This is a genomic window from Acidiphilium iwatense (assembly GCF_021556475.1).
GTDB classification, from domain to species: Bacteria; Pseudomonadota; Alphaproteobacteria; order Acetobacterales; family Acetobacteraceae; genus Acidiphilium; species Acidiphilium iwatense.
Genome location: NZ_JAKGBZ010000010.1, coordinates 1 through 17,858, shown reverse-complemented (window position 1 = coordinate 17,858; position 17,858 = coordinate 1). Strand labels below are relative to the sequence as shown.

Here is a 17,858-nt window from a genome sequence, read left to right as displayed (position 1 = left end):
CGCTCAGCCGGCAAGCCGGGCGGCACCGTCGCGCAATCCCGTGGCGATCGCCTCGGCGACGACGCGGATGCGCGGAGTGGTTCTGGTATCCTCATGCTGGGCGAGCCAGATTTCCCGTCCCGGCGGATCGGGCGCGGCGAGCCGGACCAGATCGGCTCCGATGGCGAGGTGGTGGGCAAGACAGGCGATGCCGAGTCCGGCCTCGGCCGCCGCGCGATGGGCGAGACGGCTATCCGCGCGCAAGGCAGCCCGCGCAAGCGGCGCGAGTGCAGCCATGTGGTCGAGTTCAGGATAGCTGCCCGTCTCGTCGCGCATCAGGATCAGCCGGTGCCCATCGCCCTGGTCCGCCGCGAAATCCGGCGTGCCATGGCGCGCCAGATAGTCGGCGCTGGCGTAGAGCCCGAAAGCGACCGTGCCGATTTTTCGTGCCAGGATCGACTGGCCGCGCGGGCGGGCGAGGCGGATCGCCAGATCGGCCTCCCGCGCGGCAAGGCTGAGCGTGCGATCGTCACCGATCAACTCGATGACGATGCCGGGGAAGCGGAGCGAAAGTTCAGCGAAAACCGGCATCAGCAGCGCCTCGGCGAAGCCCTCCACCGTGGTGACCCGCACGACGCCTTCCAGCCTGATGTCGCGCCCGCTGATCGCCCGTTCAGCGGCAAATGCCGCCTGTTCCATGCGTTCCACCTCGGCACGCGCCGCTTCGCCCGCCTCGGTCAGGGTGAAGCCGCGCGGCGTGCGCACCAGCAGCCGGGCGCCGGCCTGCGCCTCCAGCGCCGCGAGCCGCCGCCCCATGGTCGATTGCCGCACGCCGAGCGTGCGCGCCGCCGCCGACAATGTGCCGGCCCGCGCGATGGCGAGGAAGGTTCTCAGATCATCCCAATCCAGCATTTTTTCTATCCATTGTTTGGCGAGCAAATTTCATGGCTTTGCTGGATCGCTCCGCGATTCCATCAAACGCCATATTGTTCTATGCGAAAACGCATGACGATGCTGCCAGAATCGGCACTATAAGAGCAATCCGCGCATGGTTAGATTGGCGGTCAAAGGAGAGTTTCATGACCAGTTCCGTCGATCCGCGTACCGCCCCCTATGCCGGCCTTCTGCTCCGGGTGAGCATGGGGCTGCTGTTTCTGGCCCATGCGTCGCTGAAATATTTCGTCTTTACCCCGGCAGGGACCGAAAAATACTTCATCAGCCTCGGCCTGCCCGGCTGGTTCGGCCTGTTCATCATGGCCGCCGAATTCGCCGCCGGCATCGCGCTGATTCTCGGCGTCTGGCCGCGGCTGATCGCCCTGCTGATCGCGCCCGATCTGATCGGCGCCATCGCGCTCGTGCACATCCATAACGGCTTCTTCTTCAACGTGAAGGGCGGCGGCTGGGAATATCCGGCGTTCTGGACCATCGCGCTGATCGCTCTCGCGCTGCTCGGCGACGGCGCCTATGCGCTGGCCCCTACCCCGTTCGGCCGGAGGGTATAGCCATGCTCCCCAGCCTGTTCGTCAGCCATGGCTCGCCGATGCTTGCGCTGAGCCGAACCCCGGCGCGCGATTTTCTCGCTGGCCTGGCCGCAACCCTGCCGCGCCCGCAGGCGATCCTGGTGATTTCCGCGCACTGGGAGACCGAAGCGCCGATGGTGAATGCGGTCGCGCGCAATGACACCATCCATGATTTCGGCGGATTTCCGAAACCCCTCTACGAGCTGACCTACACGGCACCGGGCGATCCGGCGCTGGCTGAGCGCGTCGCCGAATTGCTCAGGCAGGCCGGTTTCGATGCCGGGATCGACCGGGCGCGCGGGCTGGACCACGGCGCCTGGGTGCCGCTGCTACTTGCCTATCCCGAGGCCGATATCCCTGTGCTGCAATTATCCGTGCAAACCCATCGCGGCCCGGCGCATCATCTGGCGATCGGCCGCGCCCTGGCGCCGCTAAGACACGAAAACGTGCTGATTCTGGGGTCGGGCAGCTTCACCCACGATCTCAGGCGGTTTCGCGGCCAGGCGGTGGATGCGCCGGAATCCCCCGATGTCACCGCGTTCAGCGCCTGGATGGACCGGGTGATCGCCGCGGGCGATGTGGCGGCGCTGACCGATTATCGGGCGCGTGCCCCCCATGCGCGGGATGAACACCCCACCGAGGAGCATATTCTGCCCCTTTTCGCCGCGATCGGCGCGGCGGGCGATCCGGTTGCCGCGCGGCGCCTGCACAACTCCACCGAGCATGCGATCCTCCGCATGGATGCATACGCGTTTGGGACAGGGTAAATGCCGACGATACCACCACCGAGGCATGTTCACCAAAACGTCGCAACTCAAGATAATTAAATCGGTTGTAATTGATTTGCATCGCAATATGATACCGGTCTCATTTCTGACACAGAGGCCCAGGCGATGCATCACGAGGAACGATCCCTTCCATTGACGGTCGCCCAGCGCGGCTTGTGGATCGGCGAAAAAATCGCGCCGCGCGGATCGATCTTCAACATCGCCGAATCCATCGAAATCCCCGGCGCGATCGACCCGGACCTGTTCCTCGCGGCGTTGCGCGCCGTCGCCGCCGAAACCGACACGATCCGCGTGCGCATCGCCGAGACCGGCAATGGACCGCGCCAGATCATCGAACCCGCCTATACCAAGGATTTCCCGGTGTTTGACGTGTCCGGCGCCACCGACCCGCGTGCCGAGGCAGAAGCCTGGATGTGGCGGGAATTATCCGCGCCGGTCGATCTCGCGTGCGACAGGCTCTGGATGGGCGCGCTGTTCCGTGCCGGGCCGGACCGCTGGTTCTGGTATCACCGCGCCCATCACATCATGTTCGACGGCTTCACCGGCGGCCTGGTCGCCCGCCGCGTCGCCGAACTCTACACGGCGAGCGTCGAAAGACGCGCGGCGGCGCCCTGCCCGTTCGGCAGCCTCGGCGATCTGATCGCCCACGATCAGGCCTATCGCGGGTCGCCGCGTTTCGAGCGCGACCGGGCGTTCTGGCTTGAACACCTCGCCGACCTGCCGCCGGCGATGTCGCTCGCGATGCGCCGGGTGCCCGGCGGCGGCGGGCTGCGGCGGCGCACCGCGCATCTTTCGCCGGATGTCTCGCGCCGGCTCCACGCCATGGCGAAGCCGCTCGGCGCCAGCCTGCCGCAGGTGCTGATCGCACTGGTGGCGGCCTATTATCACCGGGCGACCGGAGCGTCCGATCTGGTCATCGGGATGCCGGTCACCGGCCGGCCCTCCGCCGTGCTGCGCTCGATCCCCGGCATGGTCGCCAATGCCGTGCCGCTGCGGCTTCGCTTCACGCCGGATATGAGCTTCGCCGCGCTGGTGAGCGAAGTGGGCCGCGCCGTACTGCGCGCTCTGCGCCACCAGCAGTTCCGCTACGAGGAATTGCGCCGCGATCTCGGCCTGTTCGGCGCGGATCAGCAGGTTTCATGGCTCGGAGTGAATATCGAGCCGTTCGACTATGTCCTGAATTTCGGCGGCCATGCCGCGATCACCCATAACCTGTCCAACGGTTCGGTCGAAGATCTGATGATCTTCATCTATGACCGTGCCGACGCGCGCGGGCTGCGGATCGATTTCGACGCCAACCCGGTGCTGTACGACGATGCCGATCTCGCCTTGCACGAGGCGCGGTTGATCCGGCTGATGACCCAGGCGATCGCCGATCCCGCATCCAGGATCGCGGGCTACGACCTGTTCGCGAACGGCGAACGCAGCCGGATACTGGTCGACTGGAACGCGACCGCGCGCCCCCTGCCCGCGCGATCGGTCGCGGCGCGCATCGGCGATCGGGCTGAAGCCACGCCGGACGCGCCTTCGATAATTACCGGCGGCGAGGTGCTGACCTATCGGGACTTGCTGGCGCGGGCCGACGCGATCGCGTCGCGGCTGCGCGCGGCGGGAATTGGACCAGGCCATCTCGTCGCGATCGCGCTGCCGCGCGATGCCGATCTGCCCTGCGCCCTGCTTGGCGTGATGCGCGCGGGGGCGGCGTACCTGCCGCTCGACCCCGATCAGCCGGCCCAGCGCCTCGCCATGATCCTGGACGATGCGAAACCCTGCCTGCTGCTGACCGACGTGGAACTCGCGGCCAAATCCGGCGTGGCGAATATCGCGACACTGCGCCTCGATGCACCCGATCCGACAATCCGACCGCGTGCCGTGAAGCTCATGCCCTCGGTGCCGGAGGCAACCGCCTATGTGATCTTCACCTCCGGCTCGACCGGACGGCCGAAGGGCGTCGTCGTCTCGCGGACGGCACTGGACAATCTCTGCGCCGGATTCGAAATGCTGCTCGGCCTCGGCCCACGGGATCGCATGCTCGCCGTCACCACGATCGGATTCGACATCGCCGCTCTCGAATTTCTGCTCCCCCTGCTGTCCGGTGCGGCGATCGTGCTCGCCGGCCGCGCGCTGGTGCGCGATCCCGCCTTGCTCGCCGCGACGATCCGCGATCAGGGCGTAACGGTCATGCAGGCGACGCCGTCGCTGTATCAGGCGATGCTCAATGCATCCCCAGATGAGGCATCCGGCTCAGGCGCACTGGCCGGGCTGACGCTTCTGGTCGGCGGCGAGACGTTGCCGCCGCATCTCGCCGTCAGCCTCCACGCCGCGGCGCGGCGGCTGATCAACGTCTATGGCCCGACCGAGACGACGATCTGGTCCACCGCGCACGAGATGCGCGAAGAGGATTGCGGCACCCCGCCGATCGGCCGGCCGATCGCCAACACGCGCGTTTATGTACTCGACGACGCGGGCGAGCCGGTGCCGCCCGGCGTTGCCGGCAATCTCCATATCGGCGGCGCCGGGATCGCGCTTGGCTATCTTGGGCAGCCCGACCTTACCGCCGAGCGCTTCATCAGCGATCCTTTCGCGCCGGAGGGTGCGAGAATGTTCCGCACCGGCGATATTGCCCGGTTCCGCGAGGACGGTATTCTGGAGTGCCTCGGCCGGAGCGACGATCAGATCAAGATCAGGGGTTTTCGGGTCGAACTCGGCGAGGTCGAGGCGGCGCTCGTTGCCATTCCGGGCGTGGCTGCAGCCGCGGCGGCGCTGCGCGAGGCGGCTGGGCGGAAACAATTGATCGGCTATGTCGTGCCGCGCGATACGGCTTGGCCGGAACCGGCGGCGTTGCGCCGTGCCTTGGCCGACCGCTTGCCGGACTATATGATCCCTGCCGCCTTCGTCGTGCTGTCCGATCTGCCGCTGAACGCCAACAACAAGCTCGACCGTGCCGCCCTGCCCGCGCCCGAGACGACTTCTCGGGCCACCGCCAGCACGGATTACGTCGCGCCGCGCACCAAGGGCGAGATCATGCTTGCCGAACTCTGGGCCGAGACTTTCGGCCTCGAATGCGTCTCCATCCACGATAATTTCTTTGCTCTCGGCGGGGATTCGCTGATGGCGGCGCGCATGGTCGCAGATCTCGCCGGGCGGTTTTCCGCCGATCTGCCGATCGGTGCCCTGTTCCAGGACGCGACCATCGCCAATCTGGCGCCCTATCTGGATGGCGCGGAGAATGCCGATCCGCTCGCCACGCTGCTGACGTTGCGTGCCGGTAATGGTTCCCCCGCACTGTTCTGCGTCCACCCCGTCGCCGGTCTGTCCTGGGGCTATGCCGGGCTCGCGCGGCACCTCGCCGCCGATCACGCCATCTATGGGCTGCAATCCATCGGTCTCGCGGATGCCATGCCATCCTCGATCGAGGCGATGGCCGCGCATTATCTCGACGAAATGCGCACGGTGCAGCCGCGCGGGCCGTATATGCTGGTTGGCTGGTCGCTCGGCGGGTTGATCGCCCATGCGATCGCCGAGCGCCTGTGCCATGACGGCGAGACCGTGCGACTGCTTGCCCTGCTCGATTCATACCCGTTCCGCCTGATCGAGAACGAACACGCGATCGAGGAAGCGGAACTGGTCGCGGCCTCGCTCGGCTTCCTCGGCTACGCACCAGACCGGCTGGCAGGAACCCCACGGATGGACGCGCTCGCCGAACTGCTTGCAAACGATTATTCGCTTGCCGACATCCCGCTCCCGCCCAGCCTGCGCACCGGCGACATCATCGGCCGGGTACGGAGCGTGACAGAGCGGAACCTGTCGCTCGCGCGGCGCTTCACGCCGGGTCACGCACCGCTCGATGTGTTGTTCCTGCGCGCCGCCCACCGGCCTGTCGGCAGTGCGGACCGCTTTCTCGACGACCGGCCTGAGGCGTGGAGCCGCCATATCGGCGGCCGGCTGATCGTTCACGACATTCCCTGCCGACATCAGGACATGCTCGACCCCGAGCCGCTCGGGCGGGTCGGCCGGATCATCGCACAGGCCATCGCCTGACCATGCGGATCGCGATTTTCTGCGTCGGCACCCGTGGCGACATCCAGCCATTCATCGCGCTCGGTCGGGGCCTCCAGAGCCATGGCCATCAGGTGACGATCGCCACCAGCCGGAACTTCGAGACCGATATCGGGCGTTTCGGCCTCGGCTTTTCGCCCCTCACCGCCGACTACGACACGCTCATGCGCCGGGCGCCCGAAATGCTCGAAAACGGCATGAACGTCATCAAGGGATCACGGATCATGGTCCGCCATCTCGCCGAGATGGCGTCGCACTGGGCGGCGGAAGGCAAGGCGGCGGCAAAAGACGCGGAACTGCTGATCGGTCAGGGGCCGGCGACGATCCTGGCCGGGTCGCTGTCCGAAGCGCTCGGGATTCCGGTCGTTCAGGCGCAGTTGCAGCCGATGACGCCATGCACCGATATCCCGCCGATGGTGCTGCCGCCGATCCGCGTGCCGATTCCGGGCCCGGTCAATCTCGGGCTGTATCATGCGCTGCGATTTTTCATGTGGTCCCTGGTGCGTCCACCGGTCAACAATCATCTGCGGAAAGATCTTGGCCTCGAACCCTATAGCCGGCTCGGACCGCTGCACGGCAAGCCGGAGGCCCATCGGAGAACCCTCTACGCCTATAGCGAGCAGATCCTGCCGCGCTCGCGCGACTGGTCGTCCGACGCCCAGGTGACCGGATTCTGGTTTCTCGACGAGGGGAAGGACTGGCAGCCGCCCGACGATCTTGCCGGTTTCCTGGCTTCGGGAAGCAAGCCTGTCTATCTCGGCTTCGGCAGCATGTTCCCGCGCGATGCGGAGCACATCACCCGCATTGTGATCGCGGCGATCCGCAAGGCCGGTTGCCGCGCCGTCCTGGCGACAGGCTGGGGCGGGCTCGCGCCCGGCACCTCGCCACGGAACGATGATATTTTCATCCTGCGGCAGGCCCCCCATGACTGGCTGTTTCCCCGCATGGCCGCTGCGGTGCATCACGGCGGCGCGGGCACCATGGCGGCGGCCGTACGCGCCGGAATCCCGTCCCTGATCCTGCCGTTCATCACCGAGCAGGCGTTCTGGTCGGTCCGGCTGGAGCAGCTGGGCGTCGCGGTGCCGCACATGAACCGCAAGACAGTGACGACCGACCGGCTGGCCGCCGCGATCGTACGACTCCAGGAGCCGGGCATTGTCGCCAAAGCGGCGGCACTCGGCGACAGAAACCGGGCCGAGAACGGCATCGGCTCCGCGATTCGCCAGATGACCGAGTGGGGTCTGCTACGACCGGCGCAGCAACAGGACAGGCACCAGCGAGGCGAGCAGCAACACCCCGGCGAGAAGCAGCGGAACGCCGGCGGTCCAGATATCGGCGCGGCCATGATGGCCGAGGCAGTTGGCGTAGATGGTGGTGAACAGCAGAGGACCAATCAGCGCGGCGAGACCTGACAGGCTTGCCAGCAGCCCCTGGAGCCGCCCCTGCTCGGCGCTGCCGATGCGGTGCCCCATGATCCCCTGCAAGGCCGGCATGGCGAGGCCCCAGAGCGAAATCACCGGCACGCCGATCCAGAAAACCCGGCTGCCATGCGCCAGGCCGAACACGGCGAAGCCGGCCGCGCCGAACAAAAGACCAAGCGCGAGGGCGCGGATTTCGCCCAGCCTTCGCACCACGGGGCGCACCATCAACCCACCCACCAGCGCGAAACCGACCCCGGCGACGGCAAGCGTTATGCCGATCAGCACCGGCGTCCAGCCGAACCGATCCTGCACATAGAGAACCAGGACCGACGGAATCGCCTGCTGGGCGAGAATGCCGATCGCATAGACACTGGCCGGCGCGGTGATCGCCCGGCGGCGCAGCATGCCGAGTGCCGCGAGCGGATTGAGCCGCTTCAGGCTCAATCGCGTCCGCGCCCGGCGCGACAGACTCTCCGGCACCGCGACCAGCCCGTAGAGAAAATTCGCCAGGGCGAGCCCGGCCGCGAACCAGAACGGCAGGCGCAGCGACACCCCGCCCAGCAATCCGCCGAGCGCCGGCCCGAGCACGAATCCGAGCGCTGCCGCGACACCAGACAAGCCGAACGCCGCCGCCCTGCGCTCCGGCGGGGTGACATCGGCGATATAGGCGTTCGCGGCGGCGATGTTCGCGGACGACGCTCCGGACAGGACGCGCCCGACCAGCAGCCACGCGATCGAGGGTGCCAGCGCCATGATCGCGAAATCCACCGCCTGACCGAGACAGGAAAGCAGAATGACCGGGCGGCGGCCGAACCGATCGGACAGGGCGCCGAGCACCGGGGCCGCGACGAACTGCATCGCCGCCCAGGCCGCACCGAAAATGCCGAACACATGGGCGGTGAGCACGGTATCGCCATGCACCAGCCCCTGCACCAGACGGGGCAGCACCGGCAGCACGATCGCCATCGCCAGCATGTCGAGCAGGATCGTCGCCATGATGAAGCCGAAGGCCGCGTCTCCGGCGCGCCGCCCCTTGGCGAGTGCGAGACCGCTCACGCCGGGCAGTCCCGGCGATCGAAAATCCTATCCATCGTCTCGAAAAAACGCCCGGTTCATCCTTTAGAATTTAACGAACCGGGCGGTCTCGCGCAAATCGGTCAGACGTAATCGGCGGCGACGGTCACGTCGCGCGTGCGATCGGAGGCGATGGCATGGAACAGCGGCGACAGCACCGTCGCCACCACAATGTTCACCACGACGGTCGCGAGCGCGATATAGCAGGGGAAGATCGTGCCGAGGACGTGGAACGGATAGATTGCCCCGGCGAGGTGGTTGGCAAGGGCGAAATGCGTGGCCAGCACGAACCCGGCCGCCCAGCCGATCAGCAGGGCCCAGCCATTGTAGAAGCGGGTGAACAGGCTGAACACGACGGCCGGGAAGATCTGGATGATCCACATGCCGCCCAGCAACTGCAACTGGATCGCGTATTTCAGCGGCAGTCCGAAAACGAACAGCAGCGCGCCGATGATCATGACGATCGAGAAGATCTTGGCGACCCGCGATTCCGTCGCGGGGGCCATGCCGATCTGGACGAACTGGCGCCAGATATCGCGGGTGAAGATGTTGGCCGAAGCGATCGCCATGATCGCCGCCGGCACGAGTGCCCCGATCGCGATCGCGGCGAAAGCTATTCCCACGAACCAGCCAGGCAGCGAGTGAATCAGCAAAGCGGGTACCGAGAAGCTCGGGCCATAGGCTTTGAACCCGGCGGCGAATTGCGGCATCGAAGCGACGCCGGCAGCAACCGCCATCGCGCCGAGCAGGGCGATCAGTCCGAGCATGAAGGAATAGGCCGGCAGGATCACCGCGTTGCGGCGCACGACCCGGCTGCTGGAGGCAGAGAGAATGCCGGTGGTCGCGTGCGGGTAAAGGAACAGCGCCATCGCCGACCCCAGCGCCAGCGTGGCGTAGCCGGAATAGAGACCGGTGCTGCCGGCGGGCGGATGGGGCAGCAGCAGCTTGGCAGGCGCTATTTTCGCGAAAACCGCGCCGAACCCGCCCAATTCCGCCGGGATCACGATGACGGCGACGATGATGGTCAGGTAGATCAGCGAATCCTTGACGATCGCGATCATCGCCGGAGCGCGCAGGCCCGATGTATAGGTGAAGGCCGCGAGCACCAGGAAGGCAATGACGAGCGGCAGATGCGCGCCGAACCCGCCACCGGTGATGCCGAGCCCGCCGATCACCGTCTGCATGCCGACCAGTTGCAGCGCGATATAGGGCATGGTCGCGACGATGCCGGTAATGCCGACGGCAAGCCCGAGCCAGCGATTGCCGTAGCGGCCGCGCACGAATTCCGGCCCGGTGACGAAACCGTATTTGGCGCAGACCCGCCAGAGTTTCGGGAAGATCACGTACAGGATCGGATAGGCGACGATGGTGTAGGGCACGGCGAAGAACGCGATCGCCCCGGCGCCGAACATCAGTGCGGGCACCGCGATGAAGGTATAGGCGGTATAGATATCGCCGCCGATCAAGAACCAGGAGATGAGAGTGCCGAATTGCCGCCCGCCCAGGCCCCATTCATGGAGCTGGTCGAGATCGCCGCCCTTCCAGCGGGCCGCGACGAAGCCGAGGATCAGCACGGCGATCACCAGGATCGCGAAAATAATGCCGGCGACGATCATGATCCGGTCTCCTCAGCTTTCGGTCCGATAGACAATGAAAATGATCAGCGCGGAGAGCGGCACCCAGAGCAATTGGTACCAATAGAAGAACGGAAATCCGCCGAATTCGGGCGTCTTCATGTTGAAGAACGGCACCCAGAGAGTCGCGATAAAGGGAATGATCAGCAGAATGCGCCAGGGCGTCGTCCGCGGTGCCGGCTCGTGCGATGGATCGGCCATGGTTCCCTCCCGAAACGTTAAAGGTCCGCCAGGCTAAGGCGTTACCGTTTGTTTAGGCCGATTTGACCCTCAACGACAAGGCGGGGCCGGGCGAGGCGGGAGGCGCGCAAAATCGCGCGCAGATCGGCCAGCGCCGTCTCGAAATCCCGGTTCTCGATGATGAAATCGAACTCGCCCTGATGGGCGAGTTCGGTCTCGGCTTCTTCCATGCGCCGCGCGATGGCTGCCGCATCGTCGCCGCGCGCAACCAGCCTTGCGCGCAGATCGTCGAGGGTGGGCGTGCGGATGAAAACTCCCACCACGTCGCGCGGCAAGGCGGCGCGCAACTGGCGAAAGCCCTGCCAGTCGATATCGAACAGCACGTCCCGCGCCTCGGCCAGGGCCCGCTCGACCTGGGCGCGCGGCGTGCCATAGGCGCTGCCGAATACCGTGGCGTGTTCCAGAAAATCACCGGCTTCGACCATGGCGGCGAAGGCTTCGGGCGATTTGAAATAATAATGCTGCCCCTCACGCTCGCCGGGACGCGGCGCGCGGGTGGTGGCGCTGATGGAAAGCGAGAGCGCGGCATCCTCGTCGAGCAATGCCCGCGACAGCGAGGTTTTCCCCGCCCCGGAAGGTGCCGCGAGCACCAGGCAAAGGCCCCGCCTAAGCAAGGTGGCGCCTATTCAATGTTTTGCGCCTGCTCGCGCAGCTGCTCGATCGCCGCCTTGAGGTCGAGGCCGATCGCGGTGAGTTCGAGCGAGGCGGATTTGCTGCACAATGTGTTTGCTTCGCGGTTGAATTCCTGCATCAGGAAGTCGAACCGCCGGCCGACCGGCACGGTTTCGGCGAGCAGCGCGTTTGCCGCCGCGATATGGGCGGTGAGGCGGTCGAGTTCCTCGCGAACGTCGGATTTGGCGGCGAGCAAGGCGATTTCCTGAGCGAGCCGCTCCGGCGATACCGGCTGGGCATCGCCGAGCAGGTCCTTGAGGGCGGCTTCCAGGCGCGCACGGTGCTGCACCGACTGGCCGTTTGCCTGACCGTGCGCGGCTTCGACCAGGGATGCGATGCGCGCGAGCATTTCGGCGACGATGACGGCGAGCCGCGCCCCCTCGCCCGCCCGCGCGGCGACGAGCTCGTCCAGTGCCTGCTCGAAGGCGCCGGCAAGCGCCCTGGCAAGTGCCGATCGTTCGGCGTCGCCAGTTTCGGGCTCTCCCGCATCGGCCGACGGGCGAATCACGCCCGGCAGGCCGAGCAGCGCTTCGGCGCGCGGCGCCGGCATGGCCGGATACCGGCGCGCGAGTTCGAGCGCGCGGGCGAGCAGTACGTCCAGCGCCGCCTCGTCCACCACGAGCACGCTCGCGGTGTCCCGCTTCAGTGTGAGCCCCGCCGAGACATTGCCGCGCTTCAGCCGGCGCGCCGCCGCTTCGCGCAACGCGGGCTCCAGCGCATCGAAGCCCGGCGGCAGGCGCAGCCGCAGATCGAGCCCGCGCCCGTTCACGCTGCGCAATTCCCAGGCGTAGTCCATCGCCTCGTGGCGGCCGGCCACCCGCGCGAAGCCGGTCATCGAGGCGATGTTCGATCCGCTCATCGGCGCAGGGTTTCGCGCACATGGTCGAGCGCGACAAGCCTGCCCTCACGCTCGATGTGCCAGAAGGTCCAGCCGTTGCAGCTCGCGGCGTTCTGCACCGCGGCCCCCACCTGATGGATCGAACCGCGATGGCTGCCCGCGATGATCGTGCCGTCGGCGGCCACCGTGGCTCCGACCCGGCGCAGCCGGTCGTGCAGCATGGTGCCAGGCGGCACCAGCCCGCGCTCGACCAGAACGCCGAAGGCGATGCGCGGCGCATCGCGCTTGCCGTTCGCGAGCACCGTGACATGCGCGGGGGCGGCACGGAGCTGGCGCAGCCGCGCCCAGCCGGCCTCCACATAGGCGGGGTGACGCTCGATGCCGATGAAATGCCGGTTCAGCCGTTTGGCCACCGCCGGGGTGGTCGCGGTGCCGGCGAACGGATCGAGCACCACGTCGTCCGGGTTGGTCGCGGCCAGGATGATCCGGTGCAGCAGCGCCTCGGGCTTCTGGGTCGGGTGCAGTTTGAGCCCGTGATCGTTGCGCAGGCGTTCGCCGCCGGTGCATAGCGGGATGGTCCAGTCGCTGCGCATCTGGGTGTCGTCGTTCAGCGATTTCATCGCCTGATAATTGAACCGGTAGCGCGATTTCGGCTCGCGCGCCGCCCAGATCAGGGTTTCGTGCGCGTTGGTGAAGCGCCTGCCGCGGAAATTCGGCATCGGGTTGGATTTGCGCCAGATCACGTCGTTCAGAATCCAGAAACCAAGATCCTGCATGATCGCGCCGATGCGGAAAATATTGTGATAGGAGCCGATCACCCAGATCGTCGCGTCCTTGTGCATCAGCCGGCGCGCTTCGGCGAGCCAGGCGCGGGTGAACGCGTCGTAGGCGGCGAAATCGGTGAATTTGTCCCAGTCGTCATCGACGCCATCGACCAGGCTGTCATCCGGCCGGCGCAGCTCGCCACGGAGCTGCAGATTATAGGGCGGATCGGCGAATACGCAGTCGATCGAGGCGTCGGGCAGCATGCGCATCATCTCGACGGCATCGCCGAGAAGCAGTTGATCGAGCGGCAATTCGCGAATGGCGTGCACGGGCAAGGCGGGCCTCGGGTGATTGTCTGCTCCTATACCTGACGAATCCGCCGTGGTCGCGTCAATGGGCTTAAATCACTGATTCGCTTGCTTCGAGGGACTGGATTTTGCTCTTGCGGGTCAGCAGAACGGCACGCGGCCTGAGGCTTTCGTGCTGGTTCCGGCGGTGCTGAATCACCGTGCCGAAGGCGATGTGGCGGCACAGATACTGCGTCGGCTCCTCATTATTGCCCTTCTCGCGGAACATTTCGGTGAACTGCACCCGGCCGAGCACGCCGGTGCCGCGCATGGTCCGGGCATGATCGCGCATGGCATCGACCGCGGATTTGCGGACCCGTTTCTGGAACGAGGCCAGAACCTCAAGCTCCTGATTGAAATAACTTTGTGACGCATCGGCCCAGCCATAGGGGTCGCTCATCCATTCGTAATAGGCGCCGACCGCGAGCCCGATCGGTAGAATGCCGGCTTCCAGCAGACGGGCGAATTCGAGCTGCGACACGGTGGCGACGAACGGGGCGGTTGCCTCGGGAAAGCCAGCGATTTTCACCGCCGTGCCGGTGGCGCTGTAGTCCATCGACGACCGGGCGTCGGCATCGCCGCTCTCGCGGGTTTTCAGCGTCACCTCGACGATCGCATGAGCGCCCATCAGCGCGGCTTCGTGTTGCATCCGGGCGATCGCCGTATGCCAGCCGTCGCGATGGCCTTCGGTCCAGGAATAGCCGAAATGGAACCAGCAATTGCCCGAGACCATGCCCAGCGTTTCGATGCCGTGGGTGCGCAGCGTGAGCAGATCGGCCGGCGAGGCGGTGGAAACCCAGGGCAGCCGCCCGACCGCCGTGTGGCGCAGCCGCTCGGAGACGAATTTCGGCACCGAATTGTGGCGCAGCGCCTGAGTCCACTCGGCCATCCGCGCGTCCTGGCGCGCCAGTTCCGCCGGGTCGTTCGGCGCCGCCTGAGCCGCGACCGCCCCCACCACGCCCTTGATCAGATCCTTGAACGACATGGGCGGTAGTCCCCTTACGACATCAGGAAGTCATGCAGCACGCGATGCGCGCCGTCGGCCTCGTCCGACAATCTGGCGAGGGCTTCGTTCAGCCCATCCAGCCATTGCGCGACGGTAAGGATTTCCCGCTTGAGCACCACGCCATGAGTGCCGCGCGCCCTCAAGGCGCGGAGCACGCCATGGTCCTGCTCCAGGATATACTGGGCATCGCCGGTATCGACGCCGATGGCGCGGATATGCGCGGTCTTGCTGAACAGACCATCCTTCTTGCGTTCCACGTGGACGCGCCCTGGCAGCGCCTGTTCGAGCCTGATCGCCAGCGCTTCGATGAAGGCCGGCTGATCGGCGCTGGCGCGGCGCATGAAGGCCGCATGCAGATCGAGCCCGCCGAGCGCATCGCCGCTCATGGCTGGGGCGGTTCCTTGTTTTGGTCCAACTCGGCGCGAAGTTTTGCCAACTGATCGTCGATATCCGACTGATCGCGCAGTTTTTCAATCGCGTGTTCGTTGCCGGTCCGGTGATCGAGCGGGTCGTGGATCACGCCTTCATCCATCATCCGCTCCATCGCCTCGGCCTTGGCGGCCGTTGCATGGGTCTTGTCGCGCGCGTGCTGGATCGTATCCTCGACCCCGCCGAGCCCCTTGCCGATGCCGGCCAGTTGCTGATCGACCTGCAATTCCGCCTCGGCGGCCTGATGCTCGGCCTTGAGCGACTCTTTCTCCGTGCGGAACTGTTCGATCTTGTCTTCCAGTTTCTGCTCGTAGATTTTCAGCTTGTCGGCCTGTTGCCTGACGTGATCGAGGGAGGTCTGGATCGGGGCGAGTTTGTGCTCTTCGGACGATTTCTCACCGAGGGCGGCGCGCGCCAGATCCTCGCGGCCCGCTTTCAGCGCGATCCGCGCATCCTGATCGTGCCGGTCGATCGCCGCCTTGTGATCGGTGATCTGATGCTCAAGGGTGATCTGCTCGGCGATGACATCGGCGAGATGACCCTTGGTTTCCTGCAGGCTGGTCAGCATTTTCTCGTAGGAGAGTTCAAGCTCGGCGTCCGGGTCTTCGGCGGCGTCGAGAAACTTGTTGGCCTTGGCGGCGACCAGATTGGTGAAACGCGACATCAGGCTCATGGGGGAATCTCCCAACAATAACGAATGGTTAGTCGTTCACCGGCAGCACGATTTGCGGGATCAGTTTTTCCGGCAGGACGGATTTGTCCTCGACCGGGGTTACCGCGGTGCCGACCGCGAAAAACTCGATCACGTGAGGCTGCCAGTTGTGCGAGCCTTCGTGCAACTGCACGCCGACCACGCCTTCGGCCTTCGCCTCGCCGGCCTCGCGCTGCATCCGCTCCATCGCGAGTTCGCGGGCATCGTACAGCGCCTGGGTGAACACCTCGATTTCGGCATTGCGCCCGATATTGCCGAGGGATTTCATCACACCCTGATGCGCCATGTGATACACGCAGGAGCCCATCACCATTTCCAGCGGCCGGTAGCCCGATTGCAGCAGCAGCCAGAGATCCTGGCCGGACAGATCGGAGGTAAAGGGCTTGCCGCCGACGCCCTTGAACATCGGGTGGCCGGCGGAATGGGCGATGGCGGTGCCGATCGCCATGAATTCCAGGATGTCCTTGTCCCATTCCATGCGCTTGACCTCGAGCCGGACGCCGACGATGCCGTCGGCGTGGAGCGTGCTCGCCTCCTGCTCCATCCGCGCCATGGCAAGCTCGCGGGCGTGGTACATCGCCTGCGACAGCACGGTCATTTCCTGGTTGCGGCTCCAGGAGGTGTACTGCACGCCGACGTGATAGATGCAGGAACCGACGACAAGGCCGAGCGGCTCGAACCCGGCCTCACGCACCATCAGGAACTCGTTGACCGAGAAATCCGAGGTGAAGATGCCCTCATGGCTGCCCTCGCTGCGCAGGCCACGCAGCCGTTCGAGCGCCTGATGGGAAAGCTGGCCATCGGATGAAGTGCTGGTTGCGTCCATGGTCGTCGCTGCTCCAGATTTCGTGAACTCGGCTGGCGGGAGGGGTGTTTTTGCTATTGATTTCGTAACCTCAACGGCGGCATCCTATCGCGTTGCGGATGCGGGTCAAGGTGAGCGGGGCATCGGCCAAAGACGCCGGATTCTGACGTAGAGGGGACTGCGCATCACAATGCTGATCTTGATCGCTTCGGCAAGAGCCAATGGAAACACCGCTGCTGCGGTCGAAAGGCTGCGTTTTCGTTTTGACCCGTCCGAAGCAACATTGATGGCTCTTATAGCGTTGCCTGTTGATATGGTCCGAGTCCGATGGCGCCGAGGATCAAAGCTTCGGGTGTGGCGTGCTGTCCCAGCGCCTCAAGCGTTCTGCGCCAACCGAGATAGTTGGGGAGGTTCTTGGTGGCGACACCATGGAAGCGCCGCAGCCATTCCTTCAGTCGGCCATGATAGGCGTTGACGTTGTTGATGTGAAAATCTGGCGCGTTTGGTTTTGGCTTGCCGGGCATTGGCAGGATGTGCGTCGGGATGCCCGCCTTGCGGGCGAAGGCGATAATCGCGGTGCCACCGTCGCAACAGAATTCGTTGGCGGGCGTGACGATACCGCCCAGCGCCGCGGTGATGGACAAGCGGTTCAATTTCGGCAGCACCGCATCGGTGGTGGCACCATGGCGGTCACGCGCGACAAGCACAGGAATTTGTTCAGCGGAGATCCCACATTTGGCTGGCTTGCCGCCTCTCTTGCGGGCCGCGCGCGGCATCGCGGATCGCTTGCCCTTGAACGATTCCAGGATGAATGTCTCATCGCCTTCCACAATCCCGGACAAGGCCTGGGGTTTATCGCCGGCCAGCGCTTCAAGAAACCTGTGTCGCCATCGAAATGCCGTCGTGTAATGGACGCCGCACCGTTTTGCCGCCTTCGCGGTGCTGACGCCGTCGATCATGGCTTTGGTTTGTGTGGCCCATTTGTCCTTGAGCCGCAGATGAGCCAGCGGCGTTTTCGTCAGCGCGTTGAACGTGCGCCGGCAGGTTTTGCAGCGGTAGCGTGGCAAAGCACTCGCCCGCCCCCAACGCACAACATCGCGGCCCTCGCAATGGGGGCAGCCGACGCTATCCACGCGACGCTGCCCGAGTTCAGCCACGCCTTCCGTTCCAATCGGGTTCGATGGCGGCAACGGCGGCAACGGCACCGCGATCGGCCGTTCGCCGGGCGCCGGCAGGTCAACGGTTGCGATCGCCAAATCCATGGATGCGCCAGTTTCATCGTCATGGCTTTCCGACACCTCCGAAAGAGTCAGAGCCTGCCATGCCCGTCGTCGCTGTGGGACGGTCAGCACCGCAATCCAACCAAGCCAGGATTCAAAATCCGCCACGTCCATGCTCGCCTCCTCACGTCAGACGCGACTTCCGTAGCCGATATCAATAAGTAACGCTTCTGTAATGGGCCTTTTGGTGTCAAGTCCACCGAGTGATCATCTCGTCGCCGGGATCATGCTTCTGTCCGTGGTCAGCACGAAAGGCTGCCACATCATGCCATCAGATCCGGAGCCGGCA

The 17,858-nt window shown here is 65.5% G+C and carries 15 protein-coding genes and 1 pseudogene; 4 read left to right on the top strand and 12 right to left on the bottom strand.

Annotated features, from left to right (window positions below; translation table 11 throughout):
• Positions 1–3: 3 nt before the first annotated feature.
• Entirely contained in the window at positions 4–891 is an 888-nt protein-coding gene (locus L2A60_RS06975) for a LysR family transcriptional regulator (RefSeq protein ID WP_235703657.1), read from the bottom strand.
• A 167-nt stretch (positions 892–1,058) separates the two neighbouring features.
• On the opposite strand from L2A60_RS06975, the gene L2A60_RS06970 reads away from it, so the two are divergent.
• The 4 genes and pseudogenes from L2A60_RS06970 to L2A60_RS06955 form a co-directional block, all read left to right on the top strand.
• Positions 1,059–1,481 (top strand): DoxX family protein, encoded by a 423-nt coding sequence (locus tag L2A60_RS06970; protein WP_235703656.1) that lies wholly within the window; start codon positions 1,059–1,061, stop codon positions 1,479–1,481.
• Between the two features lie 2 nt (positions 1,482–1,483).
• Complete coding sequence (locus L2A60_RS06965) at positions 1,484–2,266, top strand: DODA-type extradiol aromatic ring-opening family dioxygenase (protein WP_235703655.1); 783 nt, start codon at positions 1,484–1,486, stop codon at positions 2,264–2,266.
• 126 nt (positions 2,267–2,392) lie between these two features.
• Complete coding sequence (locus L2A60_RS06960; protein ID WP_262311900.1) at positions 2,393–6,328, top strand: amino acid adenylation domain-containing protein; 3,936 nt, start codon at positions 2,393–2,395, stop codon at positions 6,326–6,328.
• A 2-nt stretch (positions 6,329–6,330) separates the two neighbouring features.
• Positions 6,331–7,515 (top strand): annotated as a pseudogene (locus L2A60_RS06955) (glycosyltransferase); the annotation flags it as partial.
• Between the two features lie 75 nt (positions 7,516–7,590).
• Here L2A60_RS06955 and L2A60_RS06950 read toward each other — a convergent pair.
• From L2A60_RS06950 to L2A60_RS06900, 11 genes are all read right to left on the bottom strand, one after another.
• Complete coding sequence (locus L2A60_RS06950; RefSeq protein ID WP_235703653.1) at positions 7,591–8,823, bottom strand: MFS transporter; 1,233 nt, start codon at positions 8,821–8,823, stop codon at positions 7,591–7,593.
• Between the two features lie 101 nt (positions 8,824–8,924).
• A complete protein-coding gene (gene mctP, locus L2A60_RS06945) occupies positions 8,925–10,457 on the bottom strand; it encodes a monocarboxylate uptake permease MctP (protein ID WP_235703652.1) in 1,533 nt (510 codons plus the stop codon).
• Between the two features lie 12 nt (positions 10,458–10,469).
• Positions 10,470–10,676 (bottom strand): DUF3311 domain-containing protein, encoded by a 207-nt coding sequence (locus tag L2A60_RS06940; RefSeq protein WP_235703651.1) that lies wholly within the window; start codon positions 10,674–10,676, stop codon positions 10,470–10,472.
• Between the two features lie 41 nt (positions 10,677–10,717).
• Complete coding sequence (gene gmk, locus L2A60_RS06935; protein WP_235703650.1) at positions 10,718–11,329, bottom strand: guanylate kinase; 612 nt, start codon at positions 11,327–11,329, stop codon at positions 10,718–10,720.
• 8 nt (positions 11,330–11,337) lie between these two features.
• Positions 11,338–12,246: a YicC/YloC family endoribonuclease gene (locus L2A60_RS06930; protein ID WP_235703649.1), complete on the bottom strand. Its 909-nt coding sequence runs from the start codon at positions 12,244–12,246 to the stop codon at positions 11,338–11,340.
• Positions 12,243–13,262: a site-specific DNA-methyltransferase gene (locus L2A60_RS06925; protein ID WP_235703732.1), complete on the bottom strand. Its 1,020-nt coding sequence runs from the start codon at positions 13,260–13,262 to the stop codon at positions 12,243–12,245. Before L2A60_RS06925 ends, L2A60_RS06930 begins: the two co-directional genes overlap by 4 nt.
• A 127-nt stretch (positions 13,263–13,389) precedes the next feature.
• The gene (locus tag L2A60_RS06920) at positions 13,390–14,322 is read right to left on the bottom strand and encodes a heavy metal-binding domain-containing protein (protein ID WP_235703648.1); all 933 of its coding nucleotides are present in this window, start codon (positions 14,320–14,322) and stop codon (positions 13,390–13,392) included.
• 14 nt (positions 14,323–14,336) lie between these two features.
• Positions 14,337–14,729: a hypothetical protein gene (locus L2A60_RS06915; protein WP_235703647.1), complete on the bottom strand. Its 393-nt coding sequence runs from the start codon at positions 14,727–14,729 to the stop codon at positions 14,337–14,339.
• A complete protein-coding gene (locus tag L2A60_RS06910; RefSeq protein WP_235703646.1) occupies positions 14,726–15,445 on the bottom strand; it encodes a PspA/IM30 family protein in 720 nt (239 codons plus the stop codon). The genes L2A60_RS06915 and L2A60_RS06910 overlap by 4 nt, the downstream gene beginning before the upstream one ends.
• Before the next feature lie 28 nt (positions 15,446–15,473).
• Positions 15,474–16,310, bottom strand: a complete 837-nt coding sequence (locus L2A60_RS06905) for a heavy metal-binding domain-containing protein (RefSeq protein WP_235703645.1) — start codon at positions 16,308–16,310, stop codon at positions 15,474–15,476.
• A gap of 272 nt (positions 16,311–16,582) precedes the next feature.
• A complete protein-coding gene (locus L2A60_RS06900) occupies positions 16,583–17,683 on the bottom strand; it encodes an IS1595 family transposase (RefSeq protein ID WP_235703644.1) in 1,101 nt (366 codons plus the stop codon).
• Between the last annotated feature and the right edge of the window lie 175 nt (positions 17,684–17,858).

Coding starts and splice junctions, on each gene's coding strand:
- L2A60_RS06910 (WP_235703646.1), bottom strand. CDS start 15,445: ATGAGCCTGATGTCGCGTTTCACCAATCTGGTCGCCGCCAAGGCCAAC.
- L2A60_RS06930 (WP_235703649.1), bottom strand. CDS start 12,246: ATGAGCGGATCGAACATCGCCTCGATGACCGGCTTCGCGCGGGTGGCC.
- L2A60_RS06905 (WP_235703645.1), bottom strand. CDS start 16,310: ATGGACGCAACCAGCACTTCATCCGATGGCCAGCTTTCCCATCAGGCG.
- L2A60_RS06965 (WP_235703655.1), top strand. CDS start 1,484: ATGCTCCCCAGCCTGTTCGTCAGCCATGGCTCGCCGATGCTTGCGCTG.
- L2A60_RS06900 (WP_235703644.1), bottom strand. CDS start 17,683: ATGGACGTGGCGGATTTTGAATCCTGGCTTGGTTGGATTGCGGTGCTG.
- L2A60_RS06920 (WP_235703648.1), bottom strand. CDS start 14,322: ATGTCGTTCAAGGATCTGATCAAGGGCGTGGTGGGGGCGGTCGCGGCT.
- mctP (WP_235703652.1), bottom strand. CDS start 10,457: ATGATCGTCGCCGGCATTATTTTCGCGATCCTGGTGATCGCCGTGCTG.
- L2A60_RS06970 (WP_235703656.1), top strand. CDS start 1,059: ATGACCAGTTCCGTCGATCCGCGTACCGCCCCCTATGCCGGCCTTCTG.
- L2A60_RS06975 (WP_235703657.1), bottom strand. CDS start 891: ATGCTGGATTGGGATGATCTGAGAACCTTCCTCGCCATCGCGCGGGCC.
- L2A60_RS06925 (WP_235703732.1), bottom strand. CDS start 13,262: ATGATGCGCATGCTGCCCGACGCCTCGATCGACTGCGTATTCGCCGAT.
- L2A60_RS06940 (WP_235703651.1), bottom strand. CDS start 10,676: ATGGCCGATCCATCGCACGAGCCGGCACCGCGGACGACGCCCTGGCGC.
- L2A60_RS06960 (WP_262311900.1), top strand. CDS start 2,393: ATGCATCACGAGGAACGATCCCTTCCATTGACGGTCGCCCAGCGCGGC.
- L2A60_RS06915 (WP_235703647.1), bottom strand. CDS start 14,729: ATGAGCGGCGATGCGCTCGGCGGGCTCGATCTGCATGCGGCCTTCATG.